The sequence below is a fragment of the Mucilaginibacter sp. UYCu711 genome (assembly GCF_050433825.1).
Taxonomy (GTDB): Bacteria; Bacteroidota; Bacteroidia; order Sphingobacteriales; family Sphingobacteriaceae; genus Mucilaginibacter.
Window position 1 is genome coordinate 129,237 of the sequence record NZ_JBNPWM010000013.1, and the last position, 15,374, is coordinate 144,610.

Sequence of the window (15,374 nt, forward strand, 5' to 3'; positions counted from 1 at the left end):
TTGAATTTTACTTTACCAGCTTAGCAATGGCCCAGCTTACCGTTTCAAACTTAAAGCTGCCCACCAACTTGGTCATGGCATCTACAATTTCATCATTACATAAATTGCCTATGCTGCCCTCGTGGGTATGGTTAACTGTTTTATGCGGATCAAACTCACCTTTCTCAATAGCCAAACCAACAGCTTTGTAAGCATCGCGGAACGGTGTGCCGTTTAGCACCATTTTATTTACCTCTTCCACGCTAAACAGGTAGGCGTATTTAGGGTCGTTTAATATATCCTGATTTACGGTGATGTTTTGCAGCATAAAAGCTGCCATGTGCAGGCAGTTCTTCAGATCTGTAAACGCTGGGAACAGCAGCTCTTTTAATAACTGCAGCTCGCGGTGATACCCTGATGGCAGGTTGGTGGTCATCAGGGCAACATCATTGGGCAGGGCTTGCAAGCGGTTACACTTGCCGCGCATAATTTCCCAAACGTCGGGGTTCTTTTTATGCGGCATAATGCTGCTGCCGGTGGTTAGGGTATCCGGGTAGCTTACAAAGGCGAAGTTCTGGCTCAGGTATAATGCCTGGTCCATAGCCATTTTAGCCAATGTGGCTGCTATTGATGATAAAGCCTGGGCGATGATCCGCTCGGTTTTACCACGACCCATTTGCGCGTAAACAACATTGTAATTCAAGCTCTCGAAACCCAACAGCTCGGTGGTCATGGTACGGTTTAAGGGAAATGACGAGCCATAGCCCGCAGCCGACCCCAGCGGGTTTTTATTGGTGATCTTATAAGCGGCTAATACCAGCTCTAAATCATCAATCAAACTTTCGGCATAGGCGCCAAACCATAGCCCGAATGATGACGGCATGGCTACCTGCAAATGGGTATAACCCGGTAACAGGGTATCCTTATATTGTTCTGATAATGCTATGAGTTGCGTAAACAGCTTTTGCGTTTCTTCAACCACCTGTTGCAATTCGTGGCGGAAAAATAGCTTAAGGTCCACCAGAACCTGGTCATTACGCGAGCGGCCGCTATGGATCTTTTTACCGGCATCGCCAATGCGTTGGGTTAGCAGCATTTCAACCTGCGAGTGTACATCTTCCACACCCGGCTCAATGGTAAAATTGCCGGCCTCTACATCAGCATAAATGTTTTTAAGCTCGCGTTGTACCAGTTCCAGGTCGTCGGCGCTCATCAGGCCAATGCTTTGCAGCATCTGCGTATGCGCCAACGATCCCAGCACATCAAACGCCGCCATTTGCGCGTCAAATTCGGTATCGCGTCCAACGGTAAATTGTTCTACCAGCTCATTAACATTAGTGGTTTTTTGCCATAGCTTGCTCATACTGCAAATATGGGAAATATTTTGTTGATGATGGGCTCGTGTTTTGTTTCACAAAAATGTGTAACAGATGAAACAAGTGAAACAATATTTTGACTTAATTAGTTAATTATCAAATGATTGTGAAAAGCAGGTGAAACAAAATGAAACAACTTTTACGTTAGAATTTTTAGGAATAGAATAGTGTTTTACAGCTGATAATCAACTAATTGCAATTTATAGCTTTTTACCCCTCTGAAACAGCTCAGGTGAACAAAAATGAAATAACTTTTATTTCAGGTTTTTTATGCCGGGGATTAAACGATGCGTTCAAGCATCGCAACATACAACTCAATACCTTCCCTGATCTCCTCAACATAAACAAACTCATCTGCACTATGTGAGCGCGCCGAATCGCCAGGGCCTACCTTTATAGACTGGATATCCAGTAATGACTGATCGGAAGTGGTAGGAGAGCCGTAGGTTGTACGGCCCAAGGCTATACCCGCCTGCACTATAGGGTGCTGTTTATCTATAGACGATGGTTTTAATCGCACAGAACGCGGCGTAACATCGCAGGTTACATTTTGGTGGATGATCTCTAAAACTTCTTCATTGCGGTAAGCATCCGTCACTCTGACATCAACCACAAAATTGCAGCTGGCGGGCACCACATTATGCTGCGAACCTGCGTTAATAACGGTAACCGACATTTTTACCGGCCCAAAAACATCACTCTCTTTAGGAAACTTAAACGTACGGAACCATTCGATATCCTTCATCGCTTTGTAAATGGCGTTATCGCCTTCCTCGCGTGCGGCATGGCCAGCTTTGCCGTGGGCAACGCAATCCAATACCATCAAGCCTTTTTCGGCAATGGCCAGCTGCATCAGGGTAGGCTCGCCAACTATGGCAAAATCAAGCGGACCTAAATCAGGTATAATTAACTCTAACCCGTTAACGCCCGAGATCTCTTCTTCGGCAGTAGTGGCTAAACAGAAATTATATTTAAGGTTGGTACGGTCATAAAAATAAAGGAACACCGCTATCAGCGACACCAGGCATCCGCCGGCATCATTGCTGCCCAGGCCATATAGTTTACCATCTTCTGTAATCGCGTCGTAAGGGTCGCGGGTATAGCCGGTATTTGGCTTTACGGTATCGTGGTGCGAGTTAAGCAGGATGGTAGGCTTAGCCGCATCAAAATGTTTATTGTAGGCCCAAAGGTTATTTACTTTACGATTTGGGGTGATGCCGTTGGTTTTAAGGAAATTTTCTAACAGGTCGGCAGTGCGGTCCTCTTCCCGGCTAAATGATGGGATAGAGATCAGCTGCTGCAGCAAGGTAACGGCCTGTTGATATAGTGTGTTGATGTCAGTCATAACGTAAAACAAAATTACATTTTTTTATTTAGGATGTCATTCGACCGAGGTGCGAGCAGAAAAATATCTCTTTAAAATAGGAGGCTCCGCTGGAGCCTGAAATATCTCTTTTGTGATTAGCTATAAACACGAAGCCCCTGGGGCTATCAGGCGTTGTAACCCGGTGGCTCCAGCGGAGCCTCGTGTTTATAGAAAAAACGATGCGGTTAAAGGCTCCGGAGGTGCCTCCTTAAACTATTGATAAAATTAGTGGGCCTACCCAAACAATTCGCCTTTATTTAAAAACTGCGGCAGGCGCACGTTCATGCCTAATTCGTGGTTTAGTTTTTTAATAAAATAGTGAGCCTTTTCCGGCGAGTGGCGCTCGTCGTGCTGGTGCATAAAAAACCAAACCGATTTTAAACCCATATCGCGCCATTGCTTTATGCGGTAAACCCACTCGTCAAGGCGCGGATCATCGCTCGCGTCGCCATTACCTACATACCGGATAAACGCATGTGGTGTAGGCAAATTCATGTGTACACAATCACGCCTGCCAGATGCATCGGTTATTACCGCGCCCAGGTTCAGCTCATGAAACAGGTTAAATACTTGTTGCCTTACTTCATCATTGGCAAACCATTCTTTATGGCGCAGCTCTACAAACACCGGGATATCTTTTGGCAATTGTTCTAAATAGGCTTTTAATTCCGGGAAACTTTTTGGGGTGAAGTTATCGCTCAGTTGTAAAAACAGCGGGCCCAGCTTATCGCCGAAGGCCAAAATTCCCTCATAAAAAGTAGTGGTAATTTCTTCGGCGTTTTTTAACCTGCGGATATGGCTGATGCTTTGCGAAAATTTAGGGCAAAATTTAAAGTTGGGGTTCAAATCAGCCTTCTCTTTCCATTTGGCGATGGTTGAGGCAGGATAGAGGTTGTAAAACGTAGCGTTAAGCTCAATGCTGTCAAAATGCTTTACGTATTCGTCTAAAAAGTTAGCATCCTTAGTTTTTGGCGGATAGATTTGGCCGACCCATTCTTTACGTCCCCATTTGGCGCAGCCTACATGTACCTGCAAGGGCTGGTCGTTTTTTGCCGAGGTGAGGGTTTGTATGGTTAATGCCGGATTGGGCGGTAAAGTAAAATCAATTAACGGTAGTTCTTCGGGTGTTACGCGGCCAAATTCCATAGGTGTAAAAATTTAAGGCAAGATAAATATTTTGGAGTAAGATTTACCGGATTAGCAGATTATTGGATTATGTAGAGATGCAATGCTTTGCACCTTTCAGGAAATTTAAATAACAGAGGTGTAGCCTCGCGTCGTTTTGTAGCCGTAGGCTCGGCCCATATTATATGTATCGTACCTACGGCACTCGGTTTTATATTTTTTAATGTTCAACGGGTTGAAACCCGTTGCTACAATATTTATCGAGCCGATGGCTCTTAAATTTTCCTTGAATTCGTAATTATTACAAGTACACAGAATTTTCTTTAGTCGGATTTGCAATCCAGGACTAAATTTCATTGGGATTTATAATTCCCCTCTGATCCCGATGACTATCGGGAGTTTGCCTATTCGGATTGCAAATCCGCTGGCTATCTAGTCCGGTATTACAAATCCGGACTAACGCTAATGGTTATAAATTCGGACTAACAATAGAGGCGTAGCCTCGACTTATATTGTAGCAACGGGTTTTAACCCGTTGACAGCACCAAATTAAGCTATCGAGTGCCGTAGGTACGGTACATATTATATGCGCCGTGCCTACGGCACTCATTTATCTTCTTTTATTTTCCAACGGGTTGAAACCCGTTGCTGCAAAATTTGCCGAGCCGATGGCTCTTAGATATTTTAAACACCTAATTGAAATTTGTACGAACAATGAAGACCGAAAGCATTGCTTCCATACAGAGGGTTTCAGATATTAACCGTAAGCCCATCATAAGCCAGCTCAATACCGGGTGGCAGCTCGGCAGTAACATCGGCATGTTTGCCAAGGCGATGAGAAATATGGGTAAAGTAAGTAGTTTCGGCACCCATCTCCCGGGCGAAAGCAATAGCTTCATCCAAAGTAAAGTGCGAAATATGGGTTTGCTTTTGCAGCGCGTTTATCACCAGGATCTTTGAGCCTTTTATTTTCTCCTTCTCCTCGTCAGACACGGTTTTGGCATCGGTGATATAGGTGAAATCATTTATGCGGAAACCCAGTACCGGTAATTTATAATGCATTACCTCAATAGGTGTAAAATGGATACTGCCTATATGGAAACCCTCTTCGCCAATGGCATGCATATCTACCTGCGGTATACCGGGATACTTATTTTCGGCAAACACATAGGGGAACTCGCGCATCAGCGCCGCCTGCACACGCGGGTCGGCATAGATATTCATGGGTTCCTGCTGCTTAAAGTTAAAGGCGCGTACATCATCCATGCCTGCAACATGGTCCTTATGCTCATGGGTGTAAACAATGGCATCCAGGTGCTGCACATTGGCGCGAAGCATCTGGTACCTGAAATCGGGCCCCGAATCTATAGCTACTGTTTTATCATCAGCCTCAATTAATATAGACGAGCGCAGCCTTTTGTCGCGCTTATCTGCCGAGGTGCAAACCTCGCAGCCGCAGGCAATAACTGGCACGCCCTGCGATGTTCCGGTGCCTAAAAAAGTTACCTTCACAGCTCCAGTTTGGTTTGTTTAAGTTGTTGTAAAAAAGTAAACTGTTTATCGTCCAGTAAATTAAGGTCGATCTCCAACTCCCGGATCAGTTCGGCCAGGGCCAGGATCTTGCTTTCTAAATTCGAGAAACGGTTTACTACTATCATTTTGCTGTTAAGCAAAAGGCATGCCCCGGTTTTAAAGTTCCCTTTTTCATACCGCACCTTGTAGCCAGCTGTTTTTAATAGCATTTCCATTTTTTCGAGCGTATGGGTAGTAAGGGTAAGCATTATTCAAAAGTACGGATTATGCGGGAAGGAAAAAGGGGGGACGAAAAATTTACGTGTGGAGTTATTTCCAATTTTGGTTACCTCTTAAAGCATACAACTTAGAGAAAAGACTTCTTAAACCCCATGTAGCTTGATTTCCATAGTCTGCAATTAATTTAACAGAGCCATCCGCAAATTTAATACAGAGGTAACTGCTATCTAAATCGGTTACATAAATAGTGTACCTGTCATTTAATTTTTTTATACTTATATAGTTTATTAAATTATAAATTTCTTCAAGGTCTGCCTTTTTAATCTTGCCTTTAAAAACCCCAACCGTTGTTTTAGGGTCACGTGGGGGTTTTTGACCCTTAGCTACTGTATAAAACACGTTGGTTCTATTATTAGTTAAAACAGCCTTACCTGAATGATTGATAACAATCATATTATCCGGCTTCTCAACAAACTTAGGTGGTGTATTTTCCCGGCCATACCAGCCCCAAAGCGAACTGAAAGTTATTGAGTCAATTTTATAATGCGATGGATCGCGGTTAAGTTCGACAAAGCCTCCAAACTTATATATCAAAGTATCTAAGTGGGTTTCTTTTTTTTTAGGTAAGTAGCCCTTTGGGTAAATATAACTACTGCTACTAAATACAATAAGCGGCACTTCATTATCTTTAATAATATCTACGATCTTATCGCCTTCCCTCAGACCTAAGTGGATTAACTGGAACTGATTATAGCCAATGTCTATCGCAATTAAGTACGTTGGAGGATAATTGCTGTCAAGCACTTCTACTAACAAGTCAGTATTTTTATCAGTATTAAAATCAATTTTTTGCCAGCTGTTAACTTTGGTAAGTTTACGGTTCAAAGGCCATTGTTTTTTAATTAAAGTGTTTAGGAAATTAACCATATCACTATCAGTCTTTAAACTGTCAACTGTATTGGCAAATGTAGCTGAAGCCAAAAGTATCCAAAAGAATATCAACAGCAATTTCCTCATAGCGCGCAAGATTTAGCATTGGTACTACTAAGTTGGTGATAATGCTTTGTAAATCAAAACTCTGTCTTTAGTAAGACTATTTCAAATTCACTACCTCAACACCTGGGTGTGCCTTAGCATTAAACGTAAAGGTGCTTGCAGGCACATTGGCAGGCGTTGTTAAATTACTGATAGTATAGGTGTACTTACTGCCGCTTTTATCAAACACCAGCGCGCTGTAGATCTGCTTTTTTACCTTGTCTATCAGCAGCCTTATTTTAAAGAATTGTTGCTTGTTGTCCTCGGGGCTAAGGTCAATAGCCTGGTAAACCTTGCCGGCAATTTTCTGGTCGCCGGTGTACAGGTATTTGTAGCCACGCTCATACATGGTGAAGATCTTTGCCGGATTAAAGCCATCGGCACCAGCTTTGGCATCGCTTAATTGTACCTCTTTATCTTTTTTTAGATAGGTCCACTGGCTTTTGCCATCGTTTATTATTTCCTGCTCAACATCGGCCTTGCTACCGGCAGCGTATATGGATATTTTGTATTTATTGGTTTTAGATTGTGTTATCAGCATACCGTTGCGGGTTTCTTTCATGCCCGCCTGCTGGTTATCAATGGTAAAACTAAAATTGCTTTTTATGATTGGGTACGACCGGTACTTCTGGCTCACCTGGCTTAAAATAGTTTTTGCCGCCGCGTCTTTTTGTGCGAAGGTGTGGGTGGCGGTTAATAAAAATAGGGTATAGAAGAATAATTTTTTCATGTTGGTATGACGTGATAACCTCCAAAATGTTTAGTGAAAATTTAATTTAATAAACTTGTCATCCCGAGCATAGCGAGAGATCTATACATTGACAGTCTTCTTGCTTAGCGTTTGTATAGATTTCTCCCGTTGGTCGAAATGACAAAATGTGTAATTACGCCTTATCCAACGTATCCAGATACTGCATTAACGAATATTCATCAGGATACAGCACCTCGCGGGCTTTGCTGCCTTCAAACGGGCCGACAATACCTGCGCCCTCTAACTGGTCGATAATGCGGCCTGCGCGGTTATAGCCCAGTTTTAGCTTACGCTGTATCAATGAGGTTGAGCCCTGCTGGTGCATTACTATCAGGCGGGCCGCTTCCTCAAACATCGGGTCGCGGTCGTTAGCGTCAAATTCTTTGCTGCTGCTGCTTTCGCCTTCGCCAACATATTCAGGTAAGAGCATGGCAGTAGGGTAGCCGCGCTGGTTACCAATAAAGTCCGAAATGCGTTCAACTTCAGGCGTATCAACAAACGCGCATTGCAGGCGGATAAGATCACTACCGGTTGAGAATAACATATCGCCCCGGCCAATTAATTGATCGGCACCGCCGGCATCCAATATGGTACGCGAGTCTATCTTTGACAATACCCTAAACGCCAGCCTTGACGGGAAGTTGGCTTTAATGGTACCCGTAATAATATTAACCGACGGCCTTTGCGTAGCAATAACCAGGTGGATGCCCACCGCACGTGCCAGCTGCGCTATACGTGCTATTGGCTGCTCAACCTCTTTACCGGCGGTCATCATTAAATCGGCAAACTCGTCAATCACCAACACAATAAACGGCAGGTAGCGGTGTTTCTCCGGGTCGGCTATTTTACGGTTTACAAATTTGGCGTTATACTCTTTTAAATTACGTACCTGCGCATCCTTCAGCAAGTCATAACGCTGATCCATCTCAATACAAAGCGAGTTAAGCGTGTTAACCACTTTCTTGGTATCGGTAATGATCGCATCAGCTTCATCAGGCAATTTAGCCAGGAAGTGGCGCTCTATTTTGCGGAACAGCGTTAACTCTACCTTCTTTGGATCTACTAATACAAATTTCAATTCGGAAGGATGCTTTTTATATAGTAACGATACCAATATCGCATTAATACCAACCGATTTACCCTGGCCGGTAGCGCCCGCAACCAGCAGGTGGGGCATCTTGGCCAAATCGGCAATAAATACTTCGTTGGATATGGTTTTACCTAAGGCAATGGGCAGGTCCATAGTAGTGTTCTGGAACTTCTCTGTAGCCAAAATAGAGCGCATAGAAACCATTTCGGGGTTCTGGTTGGGTACTTCTATCCCGATGGTGCCTTTGCCCGGCATAGGGGCTATAATACGGATACCCAAAGCCGCTAAGCTAAGCGCGATATCATCCTCCAGGTTCTTGATCTTGGAGATGCGCACACCGGGGGCCGGTATAATTTCATACAGGGTAACAGTTGGCCCGATTGTAGCTTTGATCTTATCGATCTCGATATTATAATGGTTAAGCGTTTCAACAATTTTGTTTTTGTTGGCTTCCAGCTCTTCAGAGTTTACAGCTATTTTGCCGGTGCCATATTCCTCCAGTAAGTTAAGGGTAGGATATTTATACGATGCCAGGTCGAGCTTATGATCATACGTGCCAAATTGCTCAACCAAGGCTTTGGCTTTATCATCGTCTGATTTTTCAACGTTTAGCACCGGACTTGGGCGCTCGGTTTCTAAGGTTAACGGGATATCTTCACCCATATCAGGGTCAACGTTCTCATCATCGGGCGTTAATACTACCGTTTCATGGAAACTTGGCTCAGGCGTTAAAGGCTGATTGGTAAACGCCTCGGGTTTAATTACGTTATTACCCTTTGGCCACTCAACAGGGTGAGATATTTCTTCGTCAACCAACGCTACCGGCTCTCTTGAGAATGGGAGTGGAGTGTCTTCATCAGCACCATCCATTGCAGCTTCTTTAGGCTTGCGTTGTGGTAATTTAAAATCAATATTATAGGCGATGATTAAAGTGGTAAGGGCCGCAAATGCCAGCAAGCCGGCAGTACCGGTTTGGCCTATCTGTACGTCTAACAAACGGTTGGTCCAATAGCCAAATCCACCTTCTAAAAAATGGGGACTATCATCAATAAAAGCATGTATAAAACCCAGCGTTACCGATATAAATATCAACCCGAAAAGCGAATAGCCCAACGTCCGGATCACCGAGAAAAGCTTCACTTTGAAAAGCATACGGTAGCCTATCACAAAAAATACAAACACAAACAAAAAGGACGCCACACCAAACCACTCGAAAATAAACTGGTGCGATAGCAACGCGCCAAACTTGCCCAGCCAGTTTTCAACCGGGTCGACGCCTTTTAATTTAAGTTCGGCCTGGCTGGTAAACAGGTTATGCCAGCCGCCGTTTGCTGCCGATACATAGCTTTGGTCCTGCTGCCAGGTAAACAGGTATGAGGTAAAAGCAATTAAAAAGAATAGTGATAACAACAGGCAAAACAGGCCCGCAATTTTTACCAGGCGCCCGTCGGCCAGGTCGAATACCGGCATACGTTCTGCTTTTGGCTTTGAGGGCCGTTCCCTTGAACCTTTTTCTGAAGATTGGCGAGGCAGATTCTCCTCTTTAAAACTATTTGATTTAAACTGATTTCCTTTAACCGGCATCCCTATGTAACAGTAGTGTTGTGCAAATATAAAGTTACACAGATTAAACAACTATGCATTTTAATTTTTAATTTTTTAGTAATATTGACATTAATGAGCGTAGAACAACTGGAACAGTTTATTACCGACGGTGATTTGACCGGCCTTGATAATTTATTGACGCAAAACCCCGCACTGGCAACCGCCACCACAAGCCATAAGGTATCGCCGCTAATGCTGTCGTGCTACTACAAAAAGCCAGAGGTTACCGCATTGCTTTTAAAGTATATTGAAGATCTTAACCTGTTTGAGGCATCGGCCGCCGGTAAGTTTGATGTAGTGGCCCACCTGGTATTTAACCACCCCGACGCGTTAAATAATTATGCTGATGATGGCTTTACCCCATTAGGGCTGGCCTGTTACTTTGGACATTTTGAAGTTGCCCGTTACCTGGTATTAAAAGGCGCGGATGTTAATCTGCCGTCGAACAATGGTTTTAACGTATTCCCGCTGCACTCGGCAGCGGCCGGTAATTATACTGATATTGCCCGGATGCTTGTTGAAAATGGGGCGCAGGTAAATATCAAACAACAGGCAGGTGCAACGCCGCTGCACTCGGCAGCACAAAATGGTAATTTGGAACTGCTTATACTGCTACTCGAACACGGCGCGCAAACTGATATCCGGATGGAAGGCGGCAAACTACCTACCGATCTGGCCCGCGAAAAAGGGTTTGATGAGATAGCGGAGATATTGGGGTAGAAGGCCTTTTCGAAACCGCGCGGTGGACTCACCCCGCGGCCCGCCTACGGCGAGCGCGACCCTCTCTTCGCCTTTGGCGGAAAGAGGGTACTTATAAACAAAAAATATCCTATAAAAATTAGAAAAAACCTCTTTCCGCGCAGCGAAGAGAGGGTCGCGCTCGAAGAGCCGCGGGGTGAGTCAACGGCGTGCATTGCTCACCCCCAACAAACTTGATCCTTCAAAACAAAAAAAGCGACGGGCCCAACACCCGTCGCTTTTACTAACCTTTAAAAACACCTACCCGGTACAACCCGGGTAAGTTCAGGGGGTTAATTAGATACAAATGCCGCGTAATTGGCTGTTGCCAGGTTGGCAATTTTTGATGTCGCGTTAGCTAAAAGCGTAACGTTACGTTCGCCATATTTTGCAACCAGGTGTTTTACGTATAGCCATTGCTGGTATTTTATGGGCACTTTAGTTTCTTTTTTCTGTTTAAAAAATAATGGATCAGCAGCTACCATGGCTTTTACAGCGGCGTAAAATTCTGGGTTAGCCGGTGTGGCCGAGCTCATGGTTGGATAAGCTTTACCCCAGGTTTTATAAAAATCTTCAAATAATTGTTCTTTCTGCAAGTTGGTGTGATAGATCCACGGGGCCGATGTATTGTACAAATAATCTACATACACCCTAAAACTTTGGTACTCGGGGTTCTGCGTCAGCGATTGCTTTATACAGTCGGTGTTTGTTTCAATCAGGCCGGCAATGGTTTGCGGGTCTTTGGTGGTTAAAATTTCATTGATGGGGCATTGGGCTTTTGCCACTATTATACCAAAAGCCAACACGAAAAACATTAGTGCTTTTTTCATAATCCGGACCTCCTACTAATTGGTAATATAAAGCTACAATATAAGCGTAACAAAAATGATACATTTTATAAAAATATTTTTCATAGCTGCTGATTGTGAGGACATAAGCCTTTTACACAGGTATTCGTGATTTTGAACCCATAGCTAAAATCAGTATTTTCAGGACTTAATTTTATATATGAAGAAACTGATCTTTTTTATTTTGACAGCGGTATCGCTAAATGCCGCTGCACAGGTTGGCATGCCTGGCCCTGATGCCGAATACATTAAAACCAACTACACCAAGTTTGAATACCAGGTACCCATGCGCGATGGCAAGAAGCTGTTCACATCGGTATATGTACCTAAAGATCAGTCTAAGAAATATCCGTTTATGATGGATCGTACCTGTTACAGCGTGGCGCCTTATGGCGAAGCACTTAAAACATCGCTTGGCCCGTCATCGCAGTTTGTGCATGATGGGTATATTTTTGTTTACCAGGATGTGCGCGGCCGTTACATGAGCGAGGGAATCTATGAAGAAATGACCCCCGAATTGGAAGTGCACCAAACCAACAAGGACGTTGATGAAGGCACCGACACTTACGACACTATAGACTGGCTGCTTAAAAACGTACCCAACAACAATGGCAAGGTAGGTGTTTGGGGTATTTCTTATCCCGGCTTTTATACTACCACTGCTTTGTTGAGCCGCCACCCCGCTTTAGTTGCCGCATCGCCGCAGGCACCAATTGCCGATTTATGGCGCGATGACGGCTGGCATAACGGCGCTTTCTTTTTAGTGGCCAATTTTGGTTTCTATCCTGGTTTTACTAACAGGCAGGATGATAAACCTACTCAGCGCCGTGGTGGCCGTTTTAGTGCGGGAACTGATGACGGCTACGATTTCTTTATGAAGATGGGGCCGATGAAGAACACCAATGCCAAATATTATAAAGATACCATCCGCCTGTGGAACGAGTTGCTGGATCACCCGGATTACGACCAGCACTGGAAAGACAGGAACGTACTAACCCATTTGCATGATATTAAAACCGCGGTACTGGTTACCGGTGGTTGGTATGATGCTGAGGATCTGTACGGTGCTATCAATACATATAAAACTTTGGTTAACAAGAACCCAACTAACGGCCATGTGTATTTTGCCATGGGGCCGTTTGTACACGGCGGCTGGGCGCGTGGCCCGGGCGATCACTTAGGCGACGTTGATTTTGGCGGCCCGCAAGGCCCGCATTACCGCGATGATATTGAATATAAGTTTTTTAGTCATTATTTAAAAGGCACAGCTATGGCCATACCTAAAATATCGGCTTTCCAAACAGGAGTTAACAAATGGAAAAGTTATGATGTATGGCCGCCGCGTAATACCGTAGATAAGCAACTATACTTTTTACCGGGTGGCAAGCTATCGTTTACAGCACCTGCCGCAGGTAAAGATAATTTTGATGAATACGTGTCGGACCCAAACAACCCTGTTCCCTTTGTGGCCGACAGGAATAAAACCATGGATATGCAGCGCGAGTATATGACCGCCGACCAACGCTTTTTAGCCGATCGTAAAGATGTATTAAGTTATCAAACCGAAGTATTGGATAAAGACGTTACTATAGCCGGCAACATTTGGGCAAATCTTAAAGTAGCCACCACCGGCACTGATGCAGATTTTGTAGTTAAAGTGCTGGATGTTTATCCGGATACCGCATCAAACAATAAATTTAGCGCTCCGGGTGTAAAAATGGCGGGCTACCAGCAAATGGTACGCAGCGAACCTATCCGCGGCAAATACCGCAACGCGTTTGATAAACCCGAGCCATTTGTACCGGGCCAGGTAACACCTGTTAATTTTGAGTTGCAGGATGTGTTGCATACGTTTAAAAAGGGCCATAAAATTATGGTACAGGTACAAAGTACCTGGTTCCCGCTGATAGACCGCAACCCGCAAACTTTTTTAAACATTAACAAAGCCAGCGAAAGGGACTTTAAAACCGCGACGCATAAAATCTATACCTCAAAACAGCATCCAAGCTTTTTGAAAGTTAGGGTGGTGGAGTAAAGCCCCCTCTAAATCTCCCCCGGTAGGGGAGACTTGATATTTATGCCCTATGGCATGCAAACACAAATTCGCTCCGTTTTAAAATGCCCTCCCTGCCGGGTAGGGTTGGGAGGGGTTAATCAAACAACACTTGGCACTTCTCGCAATAGTAGGAATGCCTTTTTGTTTTACCGGTATCTGTTTTATGGAAGGGGATAAGGTTGCGCGGGCAAATATCCTTCTCATAAGCCTGCAGGTTTTTGGTAAGTATACCCGCTTTGCGGTATTTTAAAAACTCGCCGCTAAATTTAACTACTTCCGCTATCAGGTCTTTAAGTTTATCATCAGGTATTTCGGCAATAATACTTTCAGGGTGTAATTTCGCCTTAAATAGCGATTCGTTTTTAATGATATTGCCCGAGCCCGAAAAGATCTTCTGATCCAGCAACGCATCGCAGATCATCATTTTTGGTTTGGCTTTTAGTTTGGTTAGGGCTTTATCACTATCCCATTTCTTACTCATAATATCAGCCGACCAGTCATAAACCTCATCCAGTGGTTCGTCAATCAACTTAATGGAACTGATAGAAAAATTAACCTCGCCATTACTAAACTGCATGTGCAGCGAGGCATTCTTTTTTGGCCGGTCGTTAATATAGTATGATCCAAATAACATCAGGTGCACCCGCACCGCAAACTTCGGGAAAACCAGCAGCGTATGCTTGCCCCAGGTCTTAATATTCTTCAGCGTTTTACCAATCAGCATTTCAGCATCAAAACCTTTTGCGTAGCCATTGGCATCAAGCACTTTTTTGCCTTTAAACTGCAGTAGTTTTTCTTTTAATATTAAAATGGATGGTCCTTCGGGCATGGTTTTGTTTTGTAAATTAATGCAAAGATTAAGCCATGTTTGATTGGAGATTTCGAATTACAACTTCGGATTTAGTGATTAAACCGACAGTTTTTCAATAGTAATTTTCTGCTTAACTGTATGTGCTATACAACCGCTATAGTTGGGATCAATATCAATTGCCGATAAGAAATAAGTTTCACCCTGATAACTAACCTCATCCGCAGACACATCAATATCCAATAAAGGTGTGTGTACACCTGTACCCACAGCTTTTAGCACGGCCTCTTTTCGTGTCCAGTATTTGGAGAACTCAACGTTGGGGTTTTGCGCTGCGCGGATATGTTGTTGTTCGGCAGGGGTAAAGTAATCGTCATAGTTCAGGTCCACCGGCTTCATTAACTCAATGTCGATACCCACTTTACCGGTTAACGTGGCGCAGGCAATTACCCTGTTGCCCGAGTGTGATATATTAAAATCAAACCCGTCATTAAAATAGGGCCGCTGGTAATCGTTATAAGCAATTTCGGCAAGGGTAAGGTCTGTTTTAAAATACTTTAACAGTTCTAAAATTAACAGGTTGCCGCTGGTAGATAGCTGTACATCAAGGTGTTTTTTTTTCAATAGTATCTTTTGTTTTATCCCTTCGGGGATAAGCGCCAGCTTTTGTTCCAGCTCATTACTGGTCCATGGTTCCCGTATTTCCGTGTGGTAACAAACTATCATTTGTAATAATATTGTTTCATTATAAGTTGGCTAAACCATATATGTTTTATTTCATCAGATATACTCAAAACAATGCTTACTATTGAGCATAGTTAAACCTGGTCCAATTATAAACCGTA

13 protein-coding genes are annotated in these 15,374 nt (G+C 43.8%); 2 read left to right on the top strand and 11 right to left on the bottom strand.

The window, feature by feature from the left end; all coding sequences use genetic code 11:
* Positions 1 to 7: 7 nt before the first annotated feature.
* The 8 genes from argH to ABIB50_RS24190 all read right to left on the bottom strand — a co-directional run bounded on the left by argH (position 8) and on the right by ABIB50_RS24190 (position 10,058).
* The gene (argH, locus tag ABIB50_RS24155; protein WP_429384045.1) at positions 8 to 1,342 is read right to left on the bottom strand and encodes an argininosuccinate lyase; all 1,335 of its coding nucleotides are present in this window, start codon (positions 1,340 to 1,342) and stop codon (positions 8 to 10) included.
* 293 nt (positions 1,343 to 1,635) lie between these two features.
* A complete protein-coding gene (locus ABIB50_RS24160) occupies positions 1,636 to 2,700 on the bottom strand; it encodes a M20 family metallo-hydrolase (RefSeq protein ID WP_429384047.1) in 1,065 nt (354 codons plus the stop codon).
* A 255-nt stretch (positions 2,701 to 2,955) separates the two neighbouring features.
* A complete protein-coding gene (locus ABIB50_RS24165) occupies positions 2,956 to 3,867 on the bottom strand; it encodes a DUF72 domain-containing protein (RefSeq protein ID WP_429384049.1) in 912 nt (303 codons plus the stop codon).
* 729 nt (positions 3,868 to 4,596) lie between these two features.
* Complete coding sequence (locus ABIB50_RS24170; protein ID WP_429384051.1) at positions 4,597 to 5,358, bottom strand: MBL fold metallo-hydrolase; 762 nt, start codon at positions 5,356 to 5,358, stop codon at positions 4,597 to 4,599.
* A complete protein-coding gene (locus ABIB50_RS24175; protein ID WP_429384053.1) occupies positions 5,355 to 5,627 on the bottom strand; it encodes a hypothetical protein in 273 nt (90 codons plus the stop codon). The genes ABIB50_RS24170 and ABIB50_RS24175 overlap by 4 nt, the downstream gene beginning before the upstream one ends.
* A 61-nt stretch (positions 5,628 to 5,688) precedes the next feature.
* Complete coding sequence (locus tag ABIB50_RS24180; protein WP_429384055.1) at positions 5,689 to 6,525, bottom strand: hypothetical protein; 837 nt, start codon at positions 6,523 to 6,525, stop codon at positions 5,689 to 5,691.
* Between the two features lie 166 nt (positions 6,526 to 6,691).
* Complete coding sequence (locus tag ABIB50_RS24185) at positions 6,692 to 7,363, bottom strand: LolA family protein (protein ID WP_429384057.1); 672 nt, start codon at positions 7,361 to 7,363, stop codon at positions 6,692 to 6,694.
* 154 nt (positions 7,364 to 7,517) lie between these two features.
* Entirely contained in the window at positions 7,518 to 10,058 is a 2,541-nt protein-coding gene (locus tag ABIB50_RS24190) for a DNA translocase FtsK 4TM domain-containing protein (RefSeq protein WP_429384059.1), read from the bottom strand.
* Positions 10,059 to 10,151: 93 nt separating this feature from the next.
* Between ABIB50_RS24190 and ABIB50_RS24195 the strand changes: the two genes are divergently transcribed.
* Positions 10,152 to 10,799 carry an ankyrin repeat domain-containing protein gene (locus ABIB50_RS24195; protein WP_429384061.1) on the top strand — a complete coding sequence of 216 codons (648 nt, stop codon included), beginning with the start codon at positions 10,152 to 10,154 and terminating at the stop codon, positions 10,797 to 10,799.
* Between the two features lie 311 nt (positions 10,800 to 11,110).
* On the opposite strand, the gene ABIB50_RS24200 is transcribed toward ABIB50_RS24195, so the two are convergent.
* Complete coding sequence (locus ABIB50_RS24200) at positions 11,111 to 11,647, bottom strand: hypothetical protein (RefSeq protein ID WP_429384063.1); 537 nt, start codon at positions 11,645 to 11,647, stop codon at positions 11,111 to 11,113.
* Positions 11,648 to 11,825: 178 nt separating this feature from the next.
* On the opposite strand from ABIB50_RS24200, the gene ABIB50_RS24205 reads away from it, so the two are divergent.
* Positions 11,826 to 13,700 carry a CocE/NonD family hydrolase gene (locus ABIB50_RS24205; RefSeq protein ID WP_429384065.1) on the top strand — a complete coding sequence of 625 codons (1,875 nt, stop codon included), beginning with the start codon at positions 11,826 to 11,828 and terminating at the stop codon, positions 13,698 to 13,700.
* A gap of 115 nt (positions 13,701 to 13,815) precedes the next feature.
* Here the strand turns inward: ABIB50_RS24205 and ABIB50_RS24210 are convergent, their stop codons facing one another.
* Entirely contained in the window at positions 13,816 to 14,550 is a 735-nt protein-coding gene (locus ABIB50_RS24210; RefSeq protein ID WP_429384067.1) for a DNA-formamidopyrimidine glycosylase family protein, read from the bottom strand.
* A 78-nt stretch (positions 14,551 to 14,628) separates the two neighbouring features.
* Positions 14,629 to 15,255: a 4'-phosphopantetheinyl transferase family protein gene (locus ABIB50_RS24215; RefSeq protein ID WP_429384069.1), complete on the bottom strand. Its 627-nt coding sequence runs from the start codon at positions 15,253 to 15,255 to the stop codon at positions 14,629 to 14,631.
* Between the last annotated feature and the right edge of the window lie 119 nt (positions 15,256 to 15,374).